The sequence below is a fragment of the Sorangium sp. So ce726 genome (assembly GCF_051521405.1).
Lineage (GTDB): Bacteria > Myxococcota_A > Polyangia > Polyangiales > Polyangiaceae > Sorangium.
Genome location: NZ_CP150349.1, coordinates 3,448,190 through 3,472,701, shown reverse-complemented (window position 1 = coordinate 3,472,701; position 24,512 = coordinate 3,448,190). Strand labels below are relative to the sequence as shown.

The 24,512-nt window shown below is 71.4% G+C and carries 18 protein-coding genes and 1 pseudogene; 11 read left to right on the top strand and 8 right to left on the bottom strand.

Annotation, left to right across the window (positions count from 1 at the left end):
- Positions 1-12 precede the first annotated feature (12 nt).
- A complete protein-coding gene (locus WME79_RS13180) occupies positions 13-3,069 on the bottom strand; it encodes a PQQ-dependent sugar dehydrogenase (protein ID WP_437535176.1) in 3,057 nt (1,018 codons plus the stop codon).
- A gap of 445 nt (positions 3,070-3,514) precedes the next feature.
- Between WME79_RS13180 and WME79_RS13175 the strand changes: the two genes are divergently transcribed.
- From WME79_RS13175 to WME79_RS13165, 3 genes are read left to right on the top strand one after another with little or no spacing between them, the layout of a single operon-like run.
- Entirely contained in the window at positions 3,515-4,039 is a 525-nt protein-coding gene (locus WME79_RS13175) for a hypothetical protein (RefSeq protein WP_437535175.1), read from the top strand.
- Positions 4,020-4,397, top strand: coding sequence for a hypothetical protein (locus WME79_RS13170; RefSeq protein ID WP_437535174.1), 378 nt, complete (start codon positions 4,020-4,022; stop codon positions 4,395-4,397). The genes WME79_RS13175 and WME79_RS13170 overlap by 20 nt, the downstream gene beginning before the upstream one ends.
- A gap of 18 nt (positions 4,398-4,415) precedes the next feature.
- Positions 4,416-6,875 carry a SpoIIE family protein phosphatase gene (locus WME79_RS13165; RefSeq protein WP_437535173.1) on the top strand — a complete coding sequence of 820 codons (2,460 nt, stop codon included), beginning with the start codon at positions 4,416-4,418 and terminating at the stop codon, positions 6,873-6,875.
- Positions 6,876-6,894: 19 nt separating this feature from the next.
- Here WME79_RS13165 and WME79_RS13160 read toward each other — a convergent pair whose 3' ends face one another.
- Positions 6,895-9,063, bottom strand: coding sequence for a serine/threonine protein kinase (locus tag WME79_RS13160; protein ID WP_437535172.1), 2,169 nt, complete (start codon positions 9,061-9,063; stop codon positions 6,895-6,897).
- Between the two features lie 177 nt (positions 9,064-9,240).
- Here WME79_RS13160 and WME79_RS13155 point away from each other — a divergent pair, with 177 nt between their 5' ends.
- From WME79_RS13155 to WME79_RS13145, 3 genes are all read left to right on the top strand, one after another.
- Positions 9,241-10,170, top strand: a complete 930-nt coding sequence (locus WME79_RS13155; RefSeq protein WP_437535171.1) for an SIMPL domain-containing protein — start codon at positions 9,241-9,243, stop codon at positions 10,168-10,170.
- A gap of 149 nt (positions 10,171-10,319) precedes the next feature.
- Entirely contained in the window at positions 10,320-11,000 is a 681-nt protein-coding gene (locus tag WME79_RS13150) for a hypothetical protein (protein WP_437535170.1), read from the top strand.
- Between the two features lie 75 nt (positions 11,001-11,075).
- Positions 11,076-11,957: a tRNA1(Val) (adenine(37)-N6)-methyltransferase gene (locus tag WME79_RS13145; RefSeq protein WP_437535169.1), complete on the top strand. Its 882-nt coding sequence runs from the start codon at positions 11,076-11,078 to the stop codon at positions 11,955-11,957.
- Positions 11,958-12,073: 116 nt separating this feature from the next.
- Here WME79_RS13145 and WME79_RS13140 read toward each other — a convergent pair whose 3' ends face one another.
- On the bottom strand, positions 12,074-12,757 hold the full coding sequence (locus WME79_RS13140) for a hypothetical protein (RefSeq protein WP_437535168.1): 684 nt from the start codon (positions 12,755-12,757) through the stop codon (positions 12,074-12,076).
- A gap of 196 nt (positions 12,758-12,953) precedes the next feature.
- On the opposite strand from WME79_RS13140, the gene WME79_RS13135 reads away from it, so the two are divergent.
- Positions 12,954-13,391 (top strand): nucleotide triphosphate diphosphatase NUDT15, encoded by a 438-nt coding sequence (locus tag WME79_RS13135; protein ID WP_437535167.1) that lies wholly within the window; start codon positions 12,954-12,956, stop codon positions 13,389-13,391.
- Between the two features lie 114 nt (positions 13,392-13,505).
- On the opposite strand, the pseudogene WME79_RS13130 reads toward WME79_RS13135, so the two are convergent.
- From WME79_RS13130 to WME79_RS13110, 5 genes and pseudogenes are all read right to left on the bottom strand, one after another.
- Positions 13,506-14,029 (bottom strand): annotated as a pseudogene (locus WME79_RS13130) (type VI immunity family protein).
- Positions 14,029-14,622, bottom strand: coding sequence for a PP2C family protein-serine/threonine phosphatase (locus WME79_RS13125; RefSeq protein WP_437535166.1), 594 nt, complete (start codon positions 14,620-14,622; stop codon positions 14,029-14,031). Before WME79_RS13125 ends, WME79_RS13130 begins: the two are co-directional and overlap by 1 nt.
- A gap of 126 nt (positions 14,623-14,748) precedes the next feature.
- Positions 14,749-15,138 carry a hypothetical protein gene (locus WME79_RS13120; RefSeq protein ID WP_437535165.1) on the bottom strand — a complete coding sequence of 130 codons (390 nt, stop codon included), beginning with the start codon at positions 15,136-15,138 and terminating at the stop codon, positions 14,749-14,751.
- A gap of 376 nt (positions 15,139-15,514) precedes the next feature.
- Positions 15,515-16,723, bottom strand: a complete 1,209-nt coding sequence (locus tag WME79_RS13115) for a hypothetical protein (RefSeq protein WP_437535164.1) — start codon at positions 16,721-16,723, stop codon at positions 15,515-15,517.
- Positions 16,724-16,753: 30 nt separating this feature from the next.
- The gene (locus WME79_RS13110) at positions 16,754-17,890 is read right to left on the bottom strand and encodes a PEGA domain-containing protein (protein ID WP_437535163.1); all 1,137 of its coding nucleotides are present in this window, start codon (positions 17,888-17,890) and stop codon (positions 16,754-16,756) included.
- Positions 17,891-18,036: 146 nt separating this feature from the next.
- On the opposite strand from WME79_RS13110, the gene WME79_RS13105 reads away from it, so the two are divergent.
- Genes WME79_RS13105 through WME79_RS13090 form a run of 4 tightly spaced genes read left to right on the top strand, consistent with a single transcriptional unit; the run spans position 18,037 to position 24,326 of the window.
- Positions 18,037-18,825 (top strand): hypothetical protein, encoded by a 789-nt coding sequence (locus WME79_RS13105; protein ID WP_437535162.1) that lies wholly within the window; start codon positions 18,037-18,039, stop codon positions 18,823-18,825.
- Positions 18,822-22,859, top strand: a complete 4,038-nt coding sequence (locus tag WME79_RS13100; RefSeq protein ID WP_437539841.1) for an RHS repeat-associated core domain-containing protein — start codon at positions 18,822-18,824, stop codon at positions 22,857-22,859. Before WME79_RS13105 ends, WME79_RS13100 begins: the two co-directional genes overlap by 4 nt.
- Positions 22,856-23,458, top strand: coding sequence for a hypothetical protein (locus WME79_RS13095; RefSeq protein ID WP_437535161.1), 603 nt, complete (start codon positions 22,856-22,858; stop codon positions 23,456-23,458). Before WME79_RS13100 ends, WME79_RS13095 begins: the two co-directional genes overlap by 4 nt.
- Positions 23,406-24,326: a metal-dependent hydrolase gene (locus WME79_RS13090; RefSeq protein ID WP_437535160.1), complete on the top strand. Its 921-nt coding sequence runs from the start codon at positions 23,406-23,408 to the stop codon at positions 24,324-24,326. The genes WME79_RS13095 and WME79_RS13090 overlap by 53 nt, the downstream gene beginning before the upstream one ends.
- The last annotated feature ends 186 nt before the right edge of the window (positions 24,327-24,512 follow it).

Genomic DNA, 24,512 nt, shown 5'->3' with positions numbered 1-24,512 from the left:
GCGCGGGGGCCTTCACCTCGGATCGACGCGGAACACCTCGCCGGTCAGCATGACGACATGAAGCTCGCCGGCGGCATCCTCGCCGAACGAGGCCGCGGGCAGGCGCGACTCGAGGTCCGCCGTGATCTCGACGTGATCCCGCACTCTCGAGCCGTCCCACCGCAGCGTCCAGAAGCGGTGCGTCCCGTAGTCGCCGTAAACGTACCTTCCCCGGAGGCACGGAATCGCCGAGCCGCGGTAGACGTAGCCGCCCGTGATCGAGCCGCCCTCTCCGCTGGAGTGGCTATGCTCCACGGCGGGCGCGACGCCGACGCGGGAGCACCCGGCGGCGACGCAGTGGTCACCCTCCATCGTCGGCCACCCGTAATCGCGCCGCCCGGTGCGCGCCGGCTCGATGTTGAGCTCCTCCCAGGCGTTCTGTCCCACGTCGGCGATGTAGAGATCACCGGTGCTCCGGTCGAAGCTGATGCGCCATGGATTGCGCAGGCCGTAGTCCCAGACGAGCGGGTTCACGCCTGCGCCGGAGAGGTTGCCTGACGGGCCGAGCCCGCTGTCCACGTCGATCCGCAGGATCTTGCCGAGCGGCGACGAGAGATCCTTCGCCGGAGAGGCCGAGTACGGCGTGACGGCCGAGTCGCCGACGGAGGCGTAGAGGTAGCCGTCAGGGCCGAACGCGAGCGTGCCGCCCGCGTGGTTCCAGCCGCCGTGCCTCGCATCAAGGAGCGTCCGGACAGGCACGCTCCCCGCCGACGTGTCGGCGACATCGGGGTTCGAGGCCGAGCGGCGGAACTCGGCGATCGTGACGTTGCCCCTGGGCGCGGCGGTGTAGAAGAGCCAGAACCTGCCGTTGTTCGCGTAGCCCGGGTGAAACGCCATCCCGAGCAGCCCGCCTTCCGCGGTCGGGCTGGGCGCGCACACGAGCGGGTTCGCGCTCGCCAGCTGCGACGGCGGGCACGATGTCCCGCCTCGGATATCGAGGAACGGGGTGGACCGGAGGACACCGTCCTTGATCAGGCGGACGACGCCGTCCTTCTCCAGGACGAACATCCTCGATCGGTCGCCCGGCGGGCTCGCGAGGAAGACCGGTGCCGCCAGGCCGGCCGCGACCTGCGTGAGCTTCAGGCGCGGCACGCCGGCGCACGCGCCGCCGGGGCCGCCGCTGCCGGCGCCAGAGCCGCCGGTGCTGGCGCCAGAGCCGCCGCTGCCGCTGGAGCTGCTGCCGGAGCTCGCGCTCGTGCTGCTGCCCCCTACGCTCGCGCCGGCTGTACCGCCGCCCGCGCTGCCACCGCCGCTCCCTGCCTCGGGCGGCCGCCCGAGGCCGTCGATCCAGGAGCGGACAGCCGCGAGACCCGCCGAATCGGCGACGTCCGACGCGGTCGGGGGCATCTGGGCCCTGGAGCCGCGGTGCTCCATCCGGCGCACGACGGCGCTCGACTCGGGATCTCCCGGCGTGATCCGGTAGAGCGCGCCGGGGTCCCAGAAGCTGGGCGTCACGCCCACGCCGGTCGTGTACGTATCGGTGCTCTCCACCGTGGTGTTCGCCGCGAGGAGGCGTGTCCGCAGGGTCACGACGCCGGTGCTGTTGTGGCAATTGCCGCAGTTCGCATGGAGATAGCCGAGCGCGGCGGCCGCCTGGGCGTCGCCCGGCGGGCGCACCCCTGCCCGCATCGGGACGGTGAGCCACCCGGCGTCGCTCAGGGACGCCATCGTCTCGCCCGGTCCATCGTGACTCAGCTGCAGCGCGCTGAAGCCGAGGACGCGCTCGGGGAGCTTTCCGTGGCACTCCCAGCAGTCCGCGGTCCGCGGGATATCGTGCGCGGTCCCGCGCGCGTCCTCGACGCCCGCCTCGACGAGGAACGCGTCGTTTCTCGCAGGATCCCACGCGTATGCGGCGAACAGCCAGTCGTCGATGCCCGGCCCGAACCGGTGGATGAACCGCGTCTCCACGGCGACGCCCTCCGCGCGGAACTCCTTCCAGAAGCGCGCGCCCACTGGCAGCGACCAGTGATCCATGTCGCTCGTGTCGACGGTGGAGCAGGGCGGCAGGTACACGAAGCGCCGCTTCGCCGCCCCGTCCGACCAGAGCTCGTAAGCAGGACGAAACTCGCGCGTGCCCGCTGCCCGCGATCGCGTCGTGATGTCGGCATAGAGCCCGGTCTCGGAGAGCCGCGCGGGCGGCAGCGGATCGGGCGGCAGCGCGGCCCCGTCGGCGCACGGATCATCGCCCGCCGCGCTCGACGCCCCGGTCGAGCTCGACGCGGCGGCGCTCGACGTGCCCGCCGTCGCGCCCGCGCAGGGAGCGCAGTGCGGCCCTCCGCAGTCGAGGCCCACCTCGAGGCCGTTCATCACCCCGTCCGAGCAGGTCACGTAACAGACGTCGAGCCTGGGGCGCTCCTGCGTGCTGCCGATCTCGCTGCTCCTCAGGTAGGTCGTGTGCGCGCGCTCCTCGTCGAGCAGCACGCCGTCGTTCCGCGCCGTCCCGAGCGCCCACGACTGCACGAGCGCGGACACGTCCGTCGCGCGAGCGCCGACGCCCGCCTCCGCCGCGAGGGTCGCCGCGCTCTCGCCTTCAAAGCCGCTGTCCCCGATGCTCCACCAGGTGACGGTGCGCTCGTCCCACGGGACGGTGACGCGGTGTACGCTCACGGCGCTGCTCTCCACCGCGTACGTCTGATGGAAGACCAGCGAGGCAGAGAGGACCGTCGCGCCGACGGGCACGGGAGAGAGCCCGAAGTACACGACAGACCGGCGACGGCCGGCGCCCGCGGCCCACCCCGTCGAGAGGTTCGGAGATGCGGAGTCGTTCCACCCCGGAGCGTTTTGCCACAATGTCGCATCTCTCACCGTGCCGAGCATTCCACGCTGGATGGTGACGCACACCGCACCATCGCTCGAGAGCGCCGCTGGGGCCGCTCCGAGCGCTACCGAATCGCCCTCTCCGACACCGTGAATCGCGCCGGCAGGGCGCCCGAGCTCGCCCTCCGTCCCGGGCGCGGTGCTGCAGTTGATCGCCCCCGCGGCGGCGCCGGCCAGGACGCCGCGAATCACGAGAAAAGGGGCGCCCGTCATCGCCGCCAAGCGATGTGGGCGGCGGCGCGACGGCCCGAGTGGCCAGGGCGTCCCGAGCGAGAAGCGTCGTTGTTTCATACAGCAATACCCTCCTTGCAGGGTCGCCCGGCCGGATCTTTCCCTCAGGTGAAGGCGTATGTGCGCGAGGCGCGCGGTGGCCACACCGGATCCATGGACACACCTGGGCACCGATAGACGCCACGTTCGCCATCAACGAGCATGCCACTCCGCCGTGGGCAACGCGTCGCGTTATGCCCTGGAGCAAAACGCGCCGCAGCGCGAACTGCGAAGCGCATCACATTCCGAGGTGAGAACCGCATCACATCGGAGGCGCGATGGCGGAGTTCGCTCCGGGTGCCCTCTCCGTTCAGCGCTCGCCCGCGCTCACAAGAAGCGCGGAACTAGTGGTTGGATCCTGCGCGAGGGCGGCGTAACATAACAGATTGTGTCATCCCCCGAACCGACGCAGAGCGCCTCGCTATTCCTCTGCATCACCTTCTTTCCGAGCGAGCGCCTGGCGACGGCGGTGCTGCGGCTGGTGTCCAGCTTCTGCGGCGCGGTGCTGGACGACGCGAATGTGAGCTCGCGGTTCTACATGGCCGCGCACGAGCTCGCCGAGAACATCACCAAATACTCCACCGGCCCTCGCGTCAGCCTCGAGCTCGCGCTGGAGGAGGACGAGAGGTCGCACATCATGAAGATCCGCGCGCGCAACGAGGCGTCGCCGGAGCGGCTGCGAGAGGTCGAGAAGCGGCTGCTCGACCTGAAGACCGCGAGCGACCCGCTGAAGCACTACGACGACCTCATCACGGAGACAGCGATGGTCGAGGGCGTCTCCGGCCTGGGCCTCGCGCGCGTCCGCGCCGAGGGAGGGCTCGACGTCGACTACAAGATCGAGGGCAACGAGCTCACGATCATCGCGCACGCGCCGCTCGAGCGGTGGAGGATGAATGGACAGTCTAAGGGTTGATCGCATCACCACGGACAGCTTCGGCATCGAGCCGGCGCTGCTCGGCGATCGCCTGAGTATCAAGCTCACCGGGACGGGCGACATGGCGGCCGCCGCGCCGCTCGGCGCCTATTGCAAAGAGGTCCAGCACGAGGTGCGGCGCCTCTCGCTCGCAGCCGTGGAGTTCGACATACGCGCGCTGTACTTCCTGAACTCGAGCTGCCTGAAGGCGTTCATCGCCTTCATCGCCGGCGTCACGGGCCAGGGCCCCAAGTGCAAGATTCGGTTCGTCACGGACGCGAGGCTCGGGTGGCAGCGGCGGAGCCTTGCAGCCCTGGAGCGCATGTCCCCCGGCCTCGTCTCCATCCACGACAAGTGAACGGGGGAGCGCTAGATCATGGCGGTGAAGCGCCTCACGATCGCCCTCCTCATCGACTATCTTTACGGCGAGTACCAGTCCGAGGCGCGCTTCGGGGTTGAGCGCGCGGCCGAGGCGCACGACGTCAACCTCGTCGTGGCCTTCGGCGAGACGCGCGCCCGCCAGGGCTACGCGCTGGACGCCCGGGCCGGGATCTATTCGCTCATCGGCGCGCCGACGGTCGATGGGGCGGTGATCATGTCGTCGGCGCTCACGAACCACGTCGGCCCCGAGGGAGCGCACGAGTTCTGCCGAGCGTTCGCGCCCTTGCCCGTGTGCAGCGTGGGGCTCGCGCTGGACGGCATCCCGAGCGTCATCGTCGACAACGCGGTCGGGGGGGAGGCGGCGGTCGCGCACGTGCTCGACGACCACGCGTGCAAGCGCGTCGCCTACATCAGCGGGCCGGCCAACAACGAGGAGGCAAAGCTGCGCGCCGTGGCGTACCGGAGGGCCCTCGAGGCGCGCGCGCTCCCCTATGACGAGCGCCTCCTCGTGTACGGCGATTTTCTGATCGACGGCGGCCGCCGCGCGATGCTCGAGCTCCTCGAGCGCAGGGTCGAGTTCGATGCCGTCGTCGCCGGCAACGACAACATGGCCCTCGGCGCCATGGACACGCTGAAGGCGCACGGCATCGACATCCCTGGCGACGTCCTCGTGTGCGGGTTCGACGACGTCGCCGTCTCGCGCGTCACAAGGCCGTCTTTGACGACCGTTCGCCAGCCGATCAAGGAGCTCGGGGCGCTCGCCGTCAAGACGGTCCTGCGGCAGCTCCGCGGCGAGCGTGTGCCCGAATGCAGCCTCCTCCCCGTCGAGCTCACGCGGCGCGAGTCGTGCGGCTGCGGGTACTACGCTGCCCTCCCGCGCGCGACCGGGGCGCCTCCGCGCCGCGAGCCGCTCTCCAGCGCCGCGCAGCAGGAGCCCCTTGAGCGCGCGCTCGCGCGGTGCGTGACCGCCCCCGCGGCGTCGCTTCAGGCCTGGCCCCGAGAGCTGCTCTCGGCGCTCGAGGAGGAGCTCGCCGGGCGGGAGGGCCGCTTCCTGGCGGCGCTCCAGGACGTCCTCGACGCGGCGGGGCGCGAGGGCGTCGCGCTCGACCAGTTCCAGGGCGCGATCACGCTGCTCCGCGCGAAGATCGGCCGGGCGCCCGGCGGCGCCTCCGCGGACCGCCTCGAGCGGCTCTGGCACACGTGCCGCATCCTGATCAGCAACGCCTCCGTGCGCGTCGAGGGCGAGAAGCGGCTGTACCTCGAGCGCGCGTCGGTCAACCTCAGCTGGACCGGCATGTTCTTCTCGACCTGCCTGGGCATGCCCACCCTCCGGCGCACGCTCGCGGCGGAGCTGCCAAAGCTGGATCTCACGCACGTCGCCATATCGCTCTTCGACGACCCCCAGCGCGCCACCTTGCAGTCGCTCTTCCTGATGGAGAACAGCCGCGAGGTGGAGCCGCCGCCCGCGAGCTTCGCGTCCTCGTGCCTCGCGCCGCCCGGATTCCTGAGCTCGTCGGAGCGCTGGAGCGTCGTCGCGATGCCGCTCACGTTCGGCGAGACGGAGCACTACGGCGTCGCGCTCGTCAACAGCGGCGCGAACGAGACGGTCTACGACGCTGCGCGCCTCCAGATCGGCTCTGCGATGAAGGCGGTGTCGATGCACCGGGAGATCGTCCGGCACGTGGAGGTTCGCGAGCGGCTGGAGCAGGAGAGGGTCCACCAGGAGACCCTCGTGGCGAAGCACATCCAGACCACGCTCGTCCCGGCGCACCTGCATGTGGAAGGGCTCGATCTCTCCGCGATGATGCGGCCGGCCGCGGAGGTCGGCGGCGACTACTACGACGTGCTCCCCACGCGGGACGGCGGGTGGCTCGGGATCGGCGACGTCGCGGGGCACGGGCTCGTGGCGGGCCTCGTCATGTTGATGATCCAGAGCATGGTCGCGGCCATGACGCGCAGGGATCCGAGCGCCCGCCCGGGCGAGGTCGTCTCGGCGCTCAACCGGGCGATCTACGACAACATCCGCGACCGGTTGAAGCGCGACGAGCACGCGACCCTCCTGCTGCTGCGCTACGAGCGCGACGGGCGGGTCACGTTCGCGGGCGCGCACGACGACATCATCGTGTGCCGCGCGAGGACGCGGAGGAGCGAGTGCATCCCGAGCTCCGGCGTGTGGGTCGGCGTGCTGCCGTCCATCGACGCGATGACCAACGACGCCGAGCTCCTCCTCGAGGACGGCGACCTGCTCGTGCTCTACAGCGACGGGGTGACGGAGGCGCGCAACGCGCACCGGGAGCAGTTCGGGCTCTCGCGGCTCTGCTCCACCGTCGAGGCCGCCCAGGACGCGCCGGTCGACGACATCCGCGACCGGATCCTGCGGGAGGTCGACAGCTGGTGCCCGAGCCCGGACGACGACATCACGATCGTCGTGGGCAGGTACCGCGCGCCGCGGTGATGGCGGCTCACCGGGCTCGTCAGCCCGTGACGCGACCCTCGACGATGCCCCCGTCCGCGGTGATGGCGACGACCACCTCGCCGTCCACGAACAGCGACACGACCGGGCCGACCCAGGCGTCGTTCTCCCAGACGCACTCCCACACCCCGGCCATGGGCGGGATGCCGCCGCGCCGCACCCAGATGCGCCCCGCGCTGCCCGCCCAGGCGCGCCCCTCCGCGTCGATCGTCGCGGCCGACAGGGCGCGCCGCGGCTCGATGATCTCCGTGAAGACGCTCTGACCGTACCGCCAGACGACGCTCCCCTCCGCGCCGACGGCGATGCCCACGCCGAGATCGGGCCGCCCGGCGCACGCGACGAACGCCCGCGCCGGCGGCGCCGGGATGCGCTCCAGGTGCCAGTCGAGCGGCGCGTAGAGCGCGACCAGCCCCTCGCCCTTGGTCGACCGGCCGACGACCAGCCACCGCTCGTCCTCGACGCGCGCGACCGCGGCGAGGAGCGCGACGCCGTCGGCCGGCATCGGCCGCAGCCAGCGCTTGGCGATGAACGCGTGGAGGAGCGGCCGCGGATCGTTGGGCGTCGTCGAGACGAGGATGCCCATGTCCTCGAGGTCGCCGCTCAGCGCGACGTGGCTCTGCGGCTCTCCCGGCAGCTGGAAGACGCCCGTCACACCGCCCGTCGTGTACACAGCGAGCGTCGAGGCGTCGCCGCCGATCAGCCACCGGCCGGGCCCGATCCGGTGCACGAAGCGCACGCCCTGCGGGCTCGGGAGGCCGCCGGACGACGCCTCGCTCCAGCTCGTCCCGTTCCAGAAGAGCAGCCCTCCCGTGGCCGCCGCGAGGCACCGGCCATAGCCGTCCCAGGCCACGCTCCGGATGACCGAATCGAGGCTCGGGTGGTGGAGCACGCTCCACGTCCAGCGCTCGACGACCGTCGACAGGCGCGGCGCGGGCTCCCGCGAGGCGCGCGGGGGCGCGCTGATGATCTCGGCCTCGATCGGGCGGTCCTGGCTCGGGCGCTCGGCGGCCTTGGCGTTTCGCGGCGACAGCAGCGTCTGGCCGAGCTCCCCCTTGAGCAGCACCGGCGCCTTCAGGTGCGTGGACGGGACGGTCATCGGGCCGATCTCCTCCGCGGCGCGCACGCGCTGCTCGCCCGCGCTCGCCACGATCCGCTGCTCCAGCGCGGAGATCGGCGAGGCGGGGCGGAGGTACGGCGAGAGCATCGCGGCCACGGCCACCGCCTCCTGGAGGCGCTCCTGCGCCTCGCCGGTGGACGCCCAGCGGAGCGCGAAGTCGATCGACTTGCACGCCTGCTCGTTGCCGCGCAGCGCGGGGTGGAGCCACCGCGTCTCGACGATGCTCCGGCGCGTGCGCGCCATGGCGGCCATGAGCGCCTGCGCCTGCGACTCCGCGATGATGTACTCCTCGCCGGTGAGCAGGAAGAAGATGACCGACGCGAGGTTGAAGATGTCGGTCCACGGGCCGATCGTGCTCGGATCCGCGGACAGCATCTCCGGCGGCGCGACCCCGGCGTTGCCGACGACGCCGGCCATGATCGTCTCGCGGATGCCGCGCGGCCGCGCCATGCCGAAGTCGCTGATCTTGAACAGCTCGTCGTCGCCCGAGCCGCAGCAGAGGATGCTCTCCGGCGTGAGCTGCCGATGGACGACGCCGACGTCGTGCACGGCCGACAGCCCGCTCGAGATGCACTCGATGGCGCGCGTCGCGCGCGCCGGATCGAACGCGTGGCCCGTGGCCTGGATGGTCCCCTGCACCCGCTGCCGGAGCGTCACGCCCTGAACGCCGCCGTGCACGTACTCGATGGTGATCCAGGGGAGATTGAGCGCCTTCGTGCCGCGGCGGACCTCGAACGTGCCGGTGTCGATGAGCCGGACCACGAAGGGGGTCGGAGGGACCTGCTCGTTGAGGCGGCCGAGGGACACCGCCTCTTTCTTCACGATGACGGCCGCTGACGGACCCATCTGCCTGAAGAGCGACGGCCGGAGGATCTTGACGACCACGGGCGTCTCGCCTTCGGGCGCGGTGCGGACCGCGTAGAACGAGACGAACATCGTCCCGGCCCCGGCGCGCGACACGATCCGGTAGCCGATGCTTGGCGAGAGGTCGCTGGCGATCGTGGCACCCTGCAGACCTCCGAGGGCCTCTTCATCGCTGGGTATTGTGAGCACGTGAACGACCATAGCGCACCCGGCGCGGCGTGGAACAACTTGCCGAGGGGGAGCAACGCCGCCCCCTCGGGCATCGCCGGAGCGCCTCGGGAAGCGGCCCGTCGGTCTGCTCGCGGCGGCGAGCGCTGAGGGGCGCGCCCCCTGTAAGCCGGCCTGGGCGGCGCGCGTTGCACGGGCATGAAGAACCAGCGCTCCCTGTCCCGCGCGTATCTCGCCGGGCTCATGCTTTCGGTCACACCGCTGCTCGCCGCGTGCGCGGCGCAGGCGACGCCGCCCGTGGCCGCCGCTCCGGAGGTCAACACCATCACGGTCGTCGGCCGCGGCGACGTCAGCGCGAGGCCTGACGTCGCCCGGGCCCAGATGGGCATCGAGGTGATGGCGCCGACGGTGCACGAGGCGACGAAGCTTGCCGCAGCGCGCATGACCGAGATCCTCGCGGCGCTCAAGAAGGCCGGCCTGGCCGAGAAGGACATCCAGACCAGCAACTACTCCATCCAGCTCGTGCGGCAGCCCGACGTGCCGCCCTGGATGGCCACGGGCTACGCGCAGCCCTCGTCGGCGCCCGCTCCGGCGGTCGCGCCGGCGACCCCGGCCGCGGCTCCCGCGGCGCCCGCGGGGCGCGGACCCAAGCCGACGCCGGCGCCCGCGCCGAAGCCGCCGCCTGCCGACCTGGCGCCGGCAGCGCCGCCTCCGCCGTCGCACGTCTATCAGGTGAGCAACACGGTGATGGTCGTCATCCGCAACCTCGATCAGGTCGGAGCGGTGCTCGACGCTGCCGTGGCCGCCGGCGCGAACAACGTCTGGGGCGTCTCGTTCGGCCTCGACGAGACCGATCCGCTCGAGGCGCGCGCGCGGGAGAAGGCGATCGCGGACGCGCGGGCTCGCGCCGAGGCGCTCGCCAGGCTCCAGGGCGTCTCGCTCGGCCGCGTCGTCTCGATCAGCGAGGTCGTCGAGCACGGCCAGATCTACGCCCCCCGCGCCGCGCTCGCCTCCGGCGGGTACGCCTCGGACATGGGTACGCCCGTGTCGTCCGGCGAGGTCCCGTTCGGCACGCAGGTGAAGGTCGTCTACGCGCTGGAGAGCGCGCCGGCGAGCCCGCGCAAGTGACGTCGCGACGCGAGTGGAGGGGCCGCGGGCGCGCCGCCGCGAGCCGCGGCCGCCAGATTCCAGCTAGATCAACCGCGCGTCGCCCCAGCGGGTAAAGTCCCAGCATCCAGCACGGCCCCCAACCCGATCGGCCCCTGCACAGCGCCACCATGATCGCTCCGTCCCGCCCTTCCCTTCGCCGTGCCCCTGTCCTCGCGGCGCGCCCGCGCTGCTCCGCCGCGCTCGTTCGCTCGTTCGCTGCGGCAGCGCTCGCCGGCTCGACCACGGGCTGCCTCGTGCTCGATCCGCCGACGTACGAGCATCCCGAGCAGACGGCGCCGGTGCTCTCGGCGGTCTTCCCCCCTCCCCACCTCCCCATCCACATCAACGAGCGGGACATCGTGCATTTCAGCGTGACGGTCCTGTCCGAGGACAACGGCGATCCCCTGCGGACTGCCCTGTACATCGATTATGGGAGGCGCAGCCGCTTCGGGATGCCGTACCGGAGGGGCGAGGTGTCTCCGAAGTCGATCGCGGCCGGGACCATCACCGGCGGACAGCGCGCCTTCACGGTCGAGTTGGACCTCGACACGATGACGATCCCGACAGAGGGGGTGACGCCGGAGAAGGAGTGCCACACGCTCACCGTGACTGCGTCGCACGCCTTCAACGGGTGCCGTTGCCCGACAGACCCGGAGGACATGAGCTCGCTCACATGGCAGCTGATCCACTGCGACCCGAATGACCCGGCCTGCCCCGCGTCGTGCCCTGCGCTGGATTGCAAGACCACTCCTTGCCTCTTTTGCGATGATCCCTCGCTCCAGGATGGTTGTGTGGACACGGCCCCCTGACGCCGCGGGGGCCGCCGCGCTCCAGCGGCATTGCGCGCGCCCCTGACGCCGTAGGGGCGTGGTACATGGGGGTCGATGGCCGCTCCCCCTGATGTCCAGCCCTCTCCCGCACCGCTCGGCGGGATCGTACGCGCTGCGCGCCGGCCGCCCGGGTGGGTCGCCCCTGGGCCGCGGCCGGCGACGCCGGATCGCCCGGAGTTCTGGCCCGGTCCCGGCGAGGACCTCTGCTATCTCTCGGGCGATTTCCGGATCCTGCAGCGGCTCGATGGGCACCGCTGGTCGGCCGACGACCTCGTGACCGCCTGGTTTGCGGCCGAGCGGGTTGCGCACGCGCCCCCGCGCCGCACGGTCGACCTCGGCTGCGGCATCGGCACGGTGCTCCTGTTCACCGCGTGGCGCTTCCCGGACGCGCGCTGCGATGGCGTGGAGGCGCAGGAGGTGAGCGCCTCGATGGCGCGGCGCTCGGTCGCGTGGAACGGCGTCGACGCGCGCGGCGAGGTCCGGTTGGGGGACCTGCGCGATCCGGCGGTGCTCGACGGGCTCTCGCCTGCGGACCTCGTGACGGGGACGCCGCCGTACCTGCCGGTCGGCACCGGCATCGAGTCCCATCGGCTCCAGTGCGGGCCGTGCCGCTTCGAGCACCGCGGCGGCGTGGAGGACTACTGCCTCGCGGCCGCGCGGCTGCTCGCTCCCGGCGCGCCGTTCGTGGCCTGCGCGGCGGCGCGGCAGCGGCCTCGCGTCGAGGCGGCGGCGGCGGCGGCCGGGCTCGCGCTCGAGGCGTGGCGCGACGTCGTGCCCAAGGAGGGCAGGGCGGCCTTGTTCTCGGTTTATGCCCTGCGCCGCGCCGAGGCCGTGGCGTCGTGCCATGACGAGCCGCCGCTCGTGTTGCGGGGCGGGAACGGGCGCTTCAGCGAGGAGTTCGACGCGCTCCGCCGGACGATGGGAATGCCGGTATAGCCCGGGCTCCTGCGGGTGTGTCGGCGGGGGCTCACCGCCTTATCGCGGGGCGCACGAATCTGCACCCCGCGCTAGGACAGCCTCCTTGCCGGCGGATCCGCCTCGTTCGCCGGCCGTCAGCTCGGCTGCGACACGAGCGGAAGGGTCATGGTCTGCGCGCGGAACAGCGGCCGTCCCTCGCGCGACACGGGCGCATCCTTCGCCTGCTGACCCTGTGCGGGGCGCGGTCGCGCCGGGCGCGCGGGCTTGTCTCCCGGCTCAGGCGCAGGCTCCGGCGCAGGCGCCGCGGACACCCTCTCGACCGGGGCCTCCCATGCGTGTCGGGTCCCGCCGGCCTCGTTGGCCTGGAAGAACACGGCACGGAGCGCCCTCCCCTCGACGTCCGTCTCCACGGCCATCATCCAGAACCACGGGCCATCCGGCTCGGTTTCCTGCCCCATGAACGAGAAGGCCATCTGTCGCGACTCCGAGCGGCGACCGTGCTCGCTCCGCGCAGCCTCGAGGTGCCGCTGCGAGGGTTTATCGGCCGGACCGCGGTACACGCGCACAGCGACGCCCTCGATGTGCGGCATGAAGTACAGCCCGTCTCGATGGACGGACAGCCACGGATGTTTTCCGCTCTCTGCCAGCTTGCAGAGGAAATGACCGAACCGCTCGTGCGCCTTACAGCCGATGCCCCAGCTGGTATCGCCCTCGTCGTGGTTCGCCTCGCTGAACGCCTTGTTGCGGACATCGACCGCCGTCTGCGCCAGGAGGACGAGCCGGCTCTGCTGGAGGACAGGGTTCAGCTCCCAAGGCAAGGACGCATCCATCGGGTCTGGCACGGTACGCGTGTTCACTGAAAAGTCAATCGGTACCGGCGCTTGCACGTGCGCGAGGGGGCTCCGTGCGGGGCGCGGCTGGCGCGGCGGGTCTACCCGACACCTCCCGAGCGGCGCCGCTGCGCGCCGTGCTAGAGCGCGCTCCACGCACGGCGTCGCGTGCGGGGAGGTGTCCTTGGGAGAGGCGATCGTCGGAGGGAACGCCGCGGAGCGACCGCTGGTGGGCGTGGGCGTCATGCTGGTGCGCGACGGGCGCGTGCTGCTCGCGCGGCGCCGCGGAAGCCACGGCGACGGCAGCTACTCGTGGTGCGGCGGCCACCTCGAGCTCGGCGAGTCGTTCGAGGACTGCGCCATCCGCGAGGTGCGCGAGGAGAGCGGCCTCGTCGTCAAGAAGCTCTCCTTCCTGTGCCTCAGCAACATCCTCGCCTACGGCAAGCACTATGTGGACATCCAGCTCCTCGCGGAGGAGTTCGACGGCGAGCCCGAGGAGCGCGAGCCCCACAAGATCGCCGGCTGGGGCTGGTACCCGCTCGACGCGCTGCCCAGCCCGCTGTTCCGCCCGGTGGAGCTGGCCATCGCGAGCTACCGCAGCGGCCGCCGCTACAATCCCTGATCCCGCCGGCCGTGCGCAGGACGGCGCCACCCCGCGCCGGTGCGTGGCCTCGTCCTGGAGATGCGCGACGACGGCTTGGCCGTGAGACGCATCTCGATCTCGCCTCGCGTGAGGTCAGCGGTCGTCGAAGCGGCGGAGCCATGCTTCCCTCCGCTCCAGATCGAAGCGCGGCCGTACGCCGCCATATTGAAACGGCCGGTGCCTCGTGATCCGGATCGGCTTCAGGTACTTCGACAGCTTGACGTACAGCTCTGGCCAGACATTGCGTTCTGCGTCGCCAAGCTGCGGACGCGGGCCGGCCTGGATCATGATCCCTTCCGCAAACCGATGGATGATGAATCGATGATCCAGCGCGCTCAGGTCAGCCTCGATCTTGCCTATCCCCCCATCTCCTCGACCCACCGGCCTGCCAATACCGTGAGCCAATTCACCCCCTTGATCCCCTCCCCACCACCTCTGCCCTCTTGCAGCCAAGTCGAGTGGCTCGTCGGGTAGTCCGCCTCCAATCCAGGGAACCGCTGAGCCCAACTATAAATGACCTGTCCGTACCGGCTGCTCATCGACGTATCCGGAGACTCGATGACGCCGATGCCACCGTAACCGCTCACCGGCTTCAGCTTGCGACACACCTCGACCATCACCTCCGGGAACGACTCCGATGATTCCGAAAACCAGAGCAACGGGAATGCCGCCCTGAAGAATCCAGGCTCCACGAAAGGCCGCCGCGGCAACCCCAGGGCGCTCGCGGCGGCGCCGTCGCGCTCGACGACGCACGCCCCCGGCTGGTCGCGGTGCCGCTCGGTGCGCGCGTCGCCGCAGGCAGCGCTCCGCGCGAGTCGCCCACGTGCGCGATGTACGCCATCCCCGGCCCCAGCAGCACGCCCGCGAAGGTCGTCGCCATACCGCGCGTCTCTTCCTGCCGCTGGCTCGCCTCGTAGATCGCCCGGTTCGCGCGCCGCACGCTCAGCACCAGCCTCACCTCGTCCCGGTCGTGCGCGCTCCCCGTGCCGTACGGCCACGTCTCCTCGAGATCCTCGTCCACTTCGAAGCAGCTCTTGACCACCTCGATGGCCATCCGTGACGCCACCTCTCCGGCCGCGTTGCCACCCAGGCCGTCGGCCACCATGAACAGCCCGAGGCACGGCAGCGCCGCGAAGCTGTCCTCGTTACGGCTCCGGCGCCGCCCCACGTCCGACTGCGCCGCCGCCTCGATGGCGAGCTGTGGATACACGATCGTCCTCCTCGCACGCTCGTCGACAAGACGAGCCGAGCCCATGGCGCGCCGCGCTCCACGGCGCGCGTTTCCCTGGATGTGTGATCAGGCCGCGCCGTGCGCGGCCTTCACCACGTCGCTATCTCAGCGCAGCCGCAGCGCTGCCAGCATCACACCGCACAAGACCCCCAGCACGAAGAGCACCGTGCCGAGCAGCGCCAGGCGCGATCGGCGCTGGTCCGCCTCGCCCTTCACCGGCACCGCACTCACCCACGTGTCGTCGTCCGCCTCCTGCTCTGCGGCTCGCTCCTCGACGGCCCACTTCTCTACCTGGCTCGCCAGCTGCACCAGCAGCGCCTCCATCCGGGCGTCTTCGACCCCGTAGATCTCCATCACCCGTCGGGCACGCTTCTCTGCGCGCCGCTTCTTCTCCGCCTCCGGCGTCGTCGCGCACCACACCGGATCCATCCACGGATCGAGCGAGGCTGCCGGATCCGCCAACAGCCGGGCGCGGATGCCCTTCCATGTGTTCATGGCGTTGACCCTCCACACGGCGACTGAGCCGCGAAATCCCAGCAGAGCCCCGCACTTCCCGGCGCCCCGGCGCTCTCTGGCGGGCCGCCGGGCGCGGCACTGCCGCCGTCGCCGGCCGTGCCGGGGGTGAACTGCACCGCCGGGGCTTCGCTCGGTGCCGCCGCATAGACGATGCCGACAGCATGGCCGCCGCGACCGCCAGCGCCCAGGCCACCCGCACCGCCCCGGCCGCCTCGACCGCCATCGCAGCCTCGAATGGAGTCGCCCAGGCCCGAGCCTGCGCCCCCTGGTGCACCTGCACCGCCGTCGGCGCCAGACTGCCCCAGTGAGCCATCGCCGCCCTTGCCCGCCTTGCCCACCGCGACGGTCACGTCCGTCAGCACGAGCTTCGTTCCGAGGCTGAGGATGCCGATGCTCGACCCGCCGGCCTTGCCGCCGCCGCCGCCTTTGCCGCCCCGCCGGCGCCGCCTCCACCGCCGCTCGCACCGGGGCCCTCCACGATGTCCGCGCCTGGCTGGCAGAACAGGCCGGCCTTCGCACCGCCGCCGCCTCCTCCCCCTTGACCTCGCTTCCCCGACGTGCCCGTACCGCCGTCGCCGCCAGCGATGCCGTCCAGCGTCAGCGTCGTGCCGTTGCCGGCGGCGCCGACCGTGCCGGGATCGCCGCTCTTGCCGTTCTCGCCGGCCTCGCACTCATCAGCCGCATCCGTTTGACCGATGCCGCCGAGCCCCCGGTTGTTGGGGTTCGGGTCCGGCAAGGGCGCGCCGTCCTCCCCGCGCAACCCGTTGCCGTCCTCCATCCCCGGGGTTCCACCACGTCCGCCTCGACCGCCACTCGTCTCGCCGTCCTCGCACGTGGTCATCCCTGGATCTCCGCCGAGTACGAGGCCGCACGCGTTCCCCACCGCCCCCGCCGGCGCTCCCGCTTGCGGTGCTTCCGCGGGCGTCTCTCCTTTCGCGCCGTCCATCCCGTCGCCCGCGGTCACCTCCACATCGACCAGCTCCGCCTCCACATCGGCCACCGCCACGCCGATTGACGACCCGCCCGACTCCGTCGCGTTCGCCGCGCTCACCGCGAAGCTCCTCACCTTCGCCCCGCTCGCGCCCTCCGACAGCACCAGCGCGATCTCGTCCGCGGGCGCCTCGATCGCGCTGCGTGCCTCGGCACTCCACGTCCAATCCGCCGCACAGTCGAAGCCGCCGATCACGTCGACCTCGGCGCCGATGGTCACGCTCTCCGCGAACGCCCCGCTCGCGCACGCGAGCACCCGCTTGCCGTGCGCGTTCGCGATCGCCTCCCCGAGCGACGCATACGGCTTCGCCTTCGTTCCATCCCCACCAGCCTCGGCGCTCGCGCTCGCGAACACCGCGCACTCCTCCGTCACCGTGCTCGCGTCCTCCGTCGGATCCGCGTCACATGCCGGACGCACGTCGCCACCACCGCCCCCGGCGCCACCGAGGGCACAGCGGGTGAGCGTGTGCTCGCAATCGTCGAACAGAGGGAAGGGAAAGCAACCCGCCAAGCCTGCGCCCGCGACGAGCGACCCCACGACGAGCACCGATGCACAACGAGCAGCACGACGCATGATTCTCTCTCCTCGATCCACGGCGTCCACTCAGAGCGCTCCGGCCACCGAAATCCCGACGTTGCCAGCCCCTACCAGCGGCGTCACCACCACGCGCCCGTGTGGCCTCGATGGCTTCGTCGAGAGCCCGTAGATCAGCGTCCCAGCGCCGGCCGCCCCGGCGCCGACGAAGCTCCAGAACGCTGTGTTGGTCCAGCGTCGATGCACGTCGAATGCGTCTTTCACGTCGGCACATGCCGCGCTTGGTGCGTTCGCACGCGAGCACGCAGCGCCCCCATGGTTGCGGACCACGGAGTCGCGTAGCTCCTCGGCATCGCTTCCCTTCGTCACCGCCAGCACGGTGAACACCACTCCCGCGATCACGCCCGCGCCCGCGACCGCCCCGCCCGCGATCAGCACCTCCGGGCGCGGCCCGCCCGTATCCGCCCCCTCGCGCGGCGCGGGCACCGGGGCCTCGGCGCGCGGCGGCAGCGGCTCAGACTGCGCCGGCCGCTCCACCGGCGGCAGCAAGACGAGGTTCGCGGTGTTCGTCTCGCCGGCGGGGACCTCCAGCGTCACCCGCGACGGCTCGTGCCCCGCGAGCCGCGCCTCCACCGCGATCGTCCCCGGCTTCACGAACACCTCGTGCCGGAACGGCGTGCGCCCCACCGCGGCCCCGTCGAAGGAGACCTCGGCCCCGTCCGCGTTCGCCTGGACGACGATCGACCCTACCTCCTTGCGCACGGCCCGGAACTGCGACCGGATCTGCTCGTGCTGCGCCGGATTGCCCGTCGCCGGGAAGCTCCGCAGGCAGAACGCCAGGTGCTCCGCTGCCTCCACCTTCATCCCGCGCTGGAGCTCCGTGTTCGCAAGGTTCGCCGCGATGTCGTAGCTCTGCTTCAGCGTCCATGCCGTCCGGTACGCCTCGTACGCCGCGTCGAGCTTCCCGAGCCGGTACAGCTCCTTGCCCCGCGCGAACGCCGCGTCCGCCTCGCGGGAAGCCTGCGCCGCGTCCGCGCCTGTCGTCGCTGGCTGCGCCCCCGCCGGCGCTGCTTGCGCGGTCGTCGTCGCCGGCTGCGCCCCCGCCGGCGCTCCCTGCGCGCGCGCAGCCGGCGGCGCCGCGACCACCGCGCCCGCGACCAGCACCAGCCAGCCCGCCGCGCGGGCCCTCCTCGCTCTCGCCTTCATCTCAGAACACCTCCGGTGGCAAGGAACCCGCGCCCGCGCTGCTGTCCTGCGACGCCCCTGCGGGCGCGGAGCTTACTCCGGCCGGCGCGGCCTGGGGCACGGCGACGTGGCCCGCCGGGTGAGGCGCGGCGGCACCTGCCGTTCGCTTGGGCGATGCCGGCGGCGCGAGCGCAGGACCCGACGACGCAGGCGGCGCGAGCGCAGCACCCGCCGACGCAGGCGGCGCCGGCACAGGATCCGACGACGCAGGCGGCGCGGGCGCAGAGCGGCTGCCGACACACGATGTCGGGCTGGTCGATCGGCTGGAGATCTACGCGCTCGCCGCCTGGTATGCGCACCTCGCGTGGCTGTCCAGCGGAGGGGCGCAGAACGGGCTGAAGCAGCTCGTCGAGGAGGCGGTGCCGCTGCGCGCGAATCTCCTCGGGGACGCAGAGGCCCTGGCCCGCCGCGGCCTGGTCGACGCAGAGACGGTCGCGGACATCCGGACGGGGAACGGTCACATGGACACGGCCAACGACCTCGTCGCGCTCTCGGCGCTGTTCAGCGCCAGCTGGCCCGAGATCGCGGGGAAGACCGCCGCGACCGAGGAGGAGGTGAGGCGTGCCGGCGAGCTCGGTCCTGAGCTCCTCGCCGCCCTCGGCGTGAGGGAGCACGGCGCCGCCCCGGGCCCGAGCGAGGCCGCGGACAGAAGGGCGCGCGCGTTCACCCTGTTCGTGGACGCGTACGACCAGACCCGGCGCGCCGTCACCTACCTTCGCTGGAAAGAGGACGACATCGAGGCGATCGCGCCGTCCCTCTACAAGGGCCGCGGCGGTCGCGGGGCGTCGTCGAGCGACACCGACGCCGCGCCGCAGGTCGCTCCACCTGCGCAGCCGGACGCCGCGCCGCCCGGCGCGGCCGCTCCGGCGCCGCCCCCGGCTGCACCGCCCGGCTGAGCCATTTCCCCAGCGCCACCGCCCGGCGGAGCAGCCACCGCCGCTCCGCGGCGCGCTCCCGTCGCCCTCCCGCCGCCGGCGGGCGAACCTCCGCCGGCTCTCGACGACACGCCCCCTCCTCGTCGCTCGACGCCCTGACGCCAAAGACCATTGAAGCGCCCTGGAGGGGCGGATACCGCTTCTCCCATGGCCCGCACTGCGCCCGTACCCAACATCCCGGCGATCCCCGGCATGAACCCCGGCGTCTTCATCCTGGGAGGAGGCGGCGGGGCGGCGGCAGCGGCGGTCCTGGCGGCGGCGGCGGCAGCGGCGGACAGGGCGCCGGCGGGGGCGGCGGGGGAAGCGGCGCGGGCGGCGGAGGCAAGAGCGCGCCGGATCCGAACAGGTATCCGGAGTGCGGCACGGTCTCGCACCCGATCGATGTCGTGACCGGCCGGGTCTTCACGCACGGGATCCCCATCTGCACCCTGCCTGGGCCGCTGCCGCTGGTCTGGGAGCGGTCGTACAGCACCGCGATGGCGGATCGCGATGCGGGGCTCGGCTACGGCTGGGGCCACAGCCTGGGCTGGGAGCTCGAGGTGCGGAGCCATCGGGTCCGGGTGTGGACCGGGCTGGGCACGGCGGTGGATCTTCCAAAGCCCGCCGAGGGCGAGGAGGTACCCGGCAAGTGGGGTTACCGGCTGCGGCGTGACGAGGACGGGTGGCTCCTCGACGTCGGCGACGGGGTGAGGCGGCGGTTCGCGTGCGCGCAGGACGGCAGCCGGCGCGCGCGGCTCACGGCGGTGGAGGACCGCAACGGCAACCGCATCGCGCTGGCTTATGACGAGAAGGATGGCGGGCTGGTCGGAGTGACGGACAGCGCCGGGCGGCGGCTGCGGCTCCGCGACAGGATCGCGGGCGAGCAGCGGGTCACCACGATCGAGGTGCAGCTTGACGAGGGACGCGGCGAGTGGCTCGCGCTGGGCACGTTGACCCGTGATCGCGGCGGCGACCTCGTGGCGGCGACCGACGCGGACGGCCATGGGTGGCGACATGCTTATGACGAGGGGCATCTGCTCGTCGAGGACACCGACCGCAACGGGCTGACGTGGCGCTTCGTCTATGACGGCCAGCGCCGCGGCGTGGAGGCCTGGGGCGACTACCGCGGCCGGGTGGATCCGAGCCTGGCCGGGGAGCGGCCGGAGTATCTTTACGATCAGGAGACGCGGTGGAAGGGGATCCACCACTGCAAGGTGAACTACTGGGATATCGGCTTCACCGAGGTCGTCGACTTCAGCCAGGCGCGGCGCTTCCACGGCAACGAGCACGGCACGCTGGACAAGCAGGTGATCGGCGGCGCCGTGGTGGCGGCGACCTACCGCGAGGACGGCTGGATGACCTCGCGGCGCAACGAGCGCGGCGGAACAGAGGTGTTCGAGCGCAATGAGCGCGGGAGCGTCGTCCGGCACACGGGCCTGCTCGGGCACGTCACGGCCATCGAGCGCGACGCGAACGACCTGCCGATCGAGCTCGTCGACGCGGCAGGCGGCATCCACCGGTTCGAGCGCGACGCGCGGGGGAACGTCACGCTGTACGTCGACCCCACGGGCGCGGCGACCTTCCGCCGCTACGACGCGCGGGGCCTCGTGGTCGAGGAGATCTCGCCGAACGGCGAGCGCACGGCGTTCTCCTACGACGCGCACGGCAACTGCGCCGAGGTGACGCTGGCCAGCGGCGCGACATGGCGCTTCCGGTACGACCGGCTCGGCCGACGCACCGCCGAGATCGACCCCTTCGGCGCGGAGACGCGGTATCGGTGGTCGGCGCGAGGGGACCTTGTCGCGGTGATCGACCCGGGCGGCGCGACGACGCGCTACGCCTGCGACGGCGAGCAGCACGTGACGGAGATCGTCGACGCGAACGGCGGGGTCACGTCGCTCCTGTGGGGCGGTTACCACAAGCTCTGCGTGCGCCGCGATGCCAACGGCCACGAGGTGCGGCTCGGTTACAATCCCGAAGGCGAGCTGGTCGAGGTGCGCAACGAGAAGGGCGAGGTCCACACGCTCCGGCGCGACGGCACCGGCAAGGTGCTCGAGGAGGTGACGTTCGACGGGCCGACGATTTGCTACAATTACGACGCGGCAGGCGACCTGATCCGCCGGTCGCTCGGCGAGCGGGCTCAGGTGCTCCTCGAGTACGACCTCGCTGGCAGGCTGATCCGCCGGGAGTACTCGGATGGCTCGGCAGAGGGCCTGGAATACGACGAGCTCGGCGCGCTGATCGGCGCGACGTGGCCGGGGGGCGAGATCCGGCTCGACCGCGACGCGGCTGGCCGCGTGGTGCGGGAGATCCAGATCATCGACGGCGTGGAGCACCGGATCGAGAGCGCCTATGACCGGGAGGGCGAGCGCGTCCTGCGCGAGACGTCGCTCGGCCACAGCGAGGCGGTCGAGCGGGGACTGTTCGGCGCGCGGCGGCGGACGGTGCTCGACGGGCGCGTCGTCGTCGACCACGCGAGCGACGTGCTCGGGCGAGAGGTCACGCGGGCGCTGCCGGGCGGCGGGCGCGTCGAGAGCGCTTATGACCTCCTGGGTCGGCTCGAGCGGCAGCGCGCGGTAGGGCTGTCTCGCGAGGTGCACGTGCGGCCTGGAGAGCCGGCGTGGGTCGGGCCGCGGCGGGAGAACGTCACGGTGGACATGGCGTATCGCTACGATCCCGTGGGCGAGCTCGGCGCCTCGTGGGACCAGCGGCGGGGGTGGACTTCATATCAGTACGACCCTGTCGGCCAGCTGCTCGCCCGGGTGCCGGAGCAGGCGCGCGCCGAGGTGTTCCGCTATGACCCAGCGGGGAATAGCCACGAGGCCGGCCAGGACGCAGCGCCGAGGGAGTACGGGCGCGGCAATCAGCTCGTCCGCAAGGGGAACACGCTCTACCGGTGGGATGCCGAGGGGCGGCTCGCGGAGAAGTGGGTGGAAGACCCCGGGACCGGTGCGCGGCAGGCCTGGAGCTACACATGGAGCATCGCCGGCCTCCTGGAGAGCGTGACCACGCCGGAGGGCGAGCGGGTCGAGTTCAGGTACGATCCGTTCGGCCGGCGGGTCGAGAAGCGGGTGGGCAAGGCGCCGGCGAGCGCTCTGGAGGCATTCAGACCGCGTTCGATGACGCGGTTCGTTTGGGACGGCGACGTGCTCGTCCACGAGATTGCCCGCCGGGCGCAAGCCGAGGGCGATCCGGTGGTGGAGGTGAAGACCTACTGCTTCGAGGACGACGGGTTCGCGCCGGTCGCGCACCGCGACGGCGGCGGGTGGTTCCACTACGTGAACGACCCGATCGGAACGCCGGAGCGGCTCGTCGACGAGCGCGGCGAGGTGGCTTGCGAGCTCCGGCGCGAGGCGTGGGGGCGGACGGAAGCGGTACAGGGAGAGGGCACTACCACCGCGATCCGGTTCCCGGGGCAGTACGAGGATCCCGAGACGGGGCTTTGCTACAACAGGTTCAGGTACTACGATTCGGACGCGGGGAGGTTCATTTCCCCGGATCCGTTGGGGCTTGCCGGTGAATCCAAGACGTACGCCTACGCGCCGAACACGCTGCTCTGGCTAGATCCCTATGGCCTCATCTTTGCACGGCAGTACTCATTGGAAGAGGTCCGAGCGATGCTGGCGGCCAGCGAAGGACGTCCGAGCCCGCTGACGGGCGCGCCCGGCCACCCAGGCAGCGAACATGTTCAGGTTCCACCACAGAGGCTCCGGCAGCGCTCGTGTGGTGGAAAGACAAAGACGAGCTTCAGCTCCGCCGCAACCCAGGCCACGGCCGTCCAGTCGGCGCTCAATTCACCGCAGGGTCAAGCTTCGCTCGCTCAACTGGACAGCGACGCATCGCTCGTCCGCGCGCCTCCAATCCGGGCATCCTTGCCCTGGCCGGTCACCCTATCTCAATCCGCCAATGGTAGCCGACCGACCCGAATACAGTCGAGCACGGTCACGGTGATCACGGACAGGTTACCCGGCCCAGGCGAACAGCTGCACATTCAAACCGCGTTTGGTAGCCCATGAACGAGCCGCATTTCGCCGGAGATATTTCCCTCATCGAAAACAGCGAGGGAGAGCACGCGATACGCTCCTACGTACGCTCCTTCGCACACGACTGCGCGTACATTACAGAGCGATTTATTTTCCACTGGCACGCCTATGAGACGTCGCAACCCGTGCCGCCACAACAACTCCTAACTGAATACCTCGCCCACATAGGCTACAAGTCAAGCTGCATCGATGGGCTCCGCGAACTTACGCCCGCGAGAGCCTACGACATTCTTGAAGACATGCTTCATTACGATCTCGCGCGCCGTGAGGAGCTGGTGACCGAGCAAGAGGCCCGCCTGTCGGTCGATCGCCTTCGTGAAGAGACAGAGTGGGCTATCCTCGCATTCACCAATCTCAAACGCTCCGAGCCGTCCACGTCCCCGCTCGCCTATTACGGATTTACACACGTGGTCGCATGCGATAACGCTGAAGGGGGCGTCCTCCTTGTAGGAGAGCAGGATATTGCCATGATCTGGTTTGTGGATGACGATGGTCCATCGAGGAGCGTCGTAGACATCCGTGCTCGCCGCGGCTCACGGCGAGGCGATCGCGGCGGTCCAGCTGCTCGCTGACGCGGCGGTGGGCTTCGCGTCCACCGAAGAGATGGGGGAGAAGGAGAGCTCGATGATCGCCGACCCGCCGCCCTTCAGGCCGCGCCAGCCGCCCGTTTCGTTCGAGCAGGGCCTCACCCGCCACTGGCTCGGGGGCCAGGCGCTGCCGACCCACATCGCCAACGCCGTCAACCTGCTGTTCCCCGCGGGCGAGCGCTTCTTCATCCGGAGCGTCGCGCGTTATGCCGACCGCGTGGAGGACCCGGCGCTGCGCGCCCAGGTGAAGGCGTTCTTCGGGCAGGAGGGCCACCACGCGAAGGCGCACGAGCGGTTCTTCGACCTGCTCCGCGGGCAGGGCTACGAGATCGACCGGTTCCTCCGCGCCTACGAGCGGATCGCCTACGACGGCATCGAGCGCCTCTGCTCTCCCGAGCTGCGGCTCTCGGCCACCGCGGCGCTCGAGCACTACACCGCGATCCTGGCCGAGGGCGCGCTGAAAGCGGGGACGCTCGACCTGGCTCACCCGACGGCGCGCGCGCTCCTGCTGTGGCACGCCGCCGAGGAGATCGAGCACAAGACCGTCGCCTTCGACGTGCTGAAGATGGTCAACCCGAGCTACCGCCTGCGCATGCTCGGCTTCGCGCTCGCCACGGCCACGCTGTCGATGTTCTGGCTCGCGGCGCTGCTCGTGCTGCTCATCCAGGAGCTCCCCCGCCGCGCAGAGCACGGGGAGCCGACAGAGCGCATCCCGCCCATGCAGCGCAGGCTCATCGTGAGGGACGTGTTCCTACGCGGCGCCCGCGAGTACGTGCGCCGCGACTTCCACCCTTCCCAGAACGACAATCTCCACCTCGCCCGGGAGTACCTCGCCGGAATCGGCGCCCTCTGAGCGTCCGGCGGGCGTCGGATCCTCGCCGGGTGCGCCGCGCGGTCCGCGACGGCGACCGGCTGCCGCCGGCGATGCCGCCGCTGGAGCTGCCCCTCGTGCGAGGCGCCCGGCCGGCCGGCGAGCGCGGCGCAAAGCCACGCTCGCCGCGCAGCGTGGCATCCTGCCACAGCAGCGACATCCCGCTTG

What these genes read in the sequence shown, in the direction of transcription:
- WME79_RS13180 (WP_437535176.1), bottom strand. Translation starts at nt 3,069, where the DNA reads ATGACGGGCGCCCCTTTTCTCGTGATTCGCGGCGTCCTGGCCGGCGCC.
- WME79_RS13170 (WP_437535174.1), top strand. Translation starts at nt 4,020, where the DNA reads ATGGACAGTCTAAGGGTTGATCGCATCACCACGGACAGCTTCGGCATC.
- WME79_RS13165 (WP_437535173.1), top strand. Translation starts at nt 4,416, where the DNA reads ATGGCGGTGAAGCGCCTCACGATCGCCCTCCTCATCGACTATCTTTAC.
- WME79_RS13155 (WP_437535171.1), top strand. Translation starts at nt 9,241, where the DNA reads ATGAAGAACCAGCGCTCCCTGTCCCGCGCGTATCTCGCCGGGCTCATG.
- WME79_RS13150 (WP_437535170.1), top strand. Translation starts at nt 10,320, where the DNA reads ATGATCGCTCCGTCCCGCCCTTCCCTTCGCCGTGCCCCTGTCCTCGCG.
- WME79_RS13145 (WP_437535169.1), top strand. Translation starts at nt 11,076, where the DNA reads ATGGCCGCTCCCCCTGATGTCCAGCCCTCTCCCGCACCGCTCGGCGGG.
- WME79_RS13120 (WP_437535165.1), bottom strand. Translation starts at nt 15,138, where the DNA reads ATGAACACATGGAAGGGCATCCGCGCCCGGCTGTTGGCGGATCCGGCA.
- WME79_RS13115 (WP_437535164.1), bottom strand. Translation starts at nt 16,723, where the DNA reads ATGCGTCGTGCTGCTCGTTGTGCATCGGTGCTCGTCGTGGGGTCGCTC.
- WME79_RS13110 (WP_437535163.1), bottom strand. Translation starts at nt 17,890, where the DNA reads ATGAAGGCGAGAGCGAGGAGGGCCCGCGCGGCGGGCTGGCTGGTGCTG.
- WME79_RS13095 (WP_437535161.1), top strand. Translation starts at nt 22,856, where the DNA reads ATGAACGAGCCGCATTTCGCCGGAGATATTTCCCTCATCGAAAACAGC.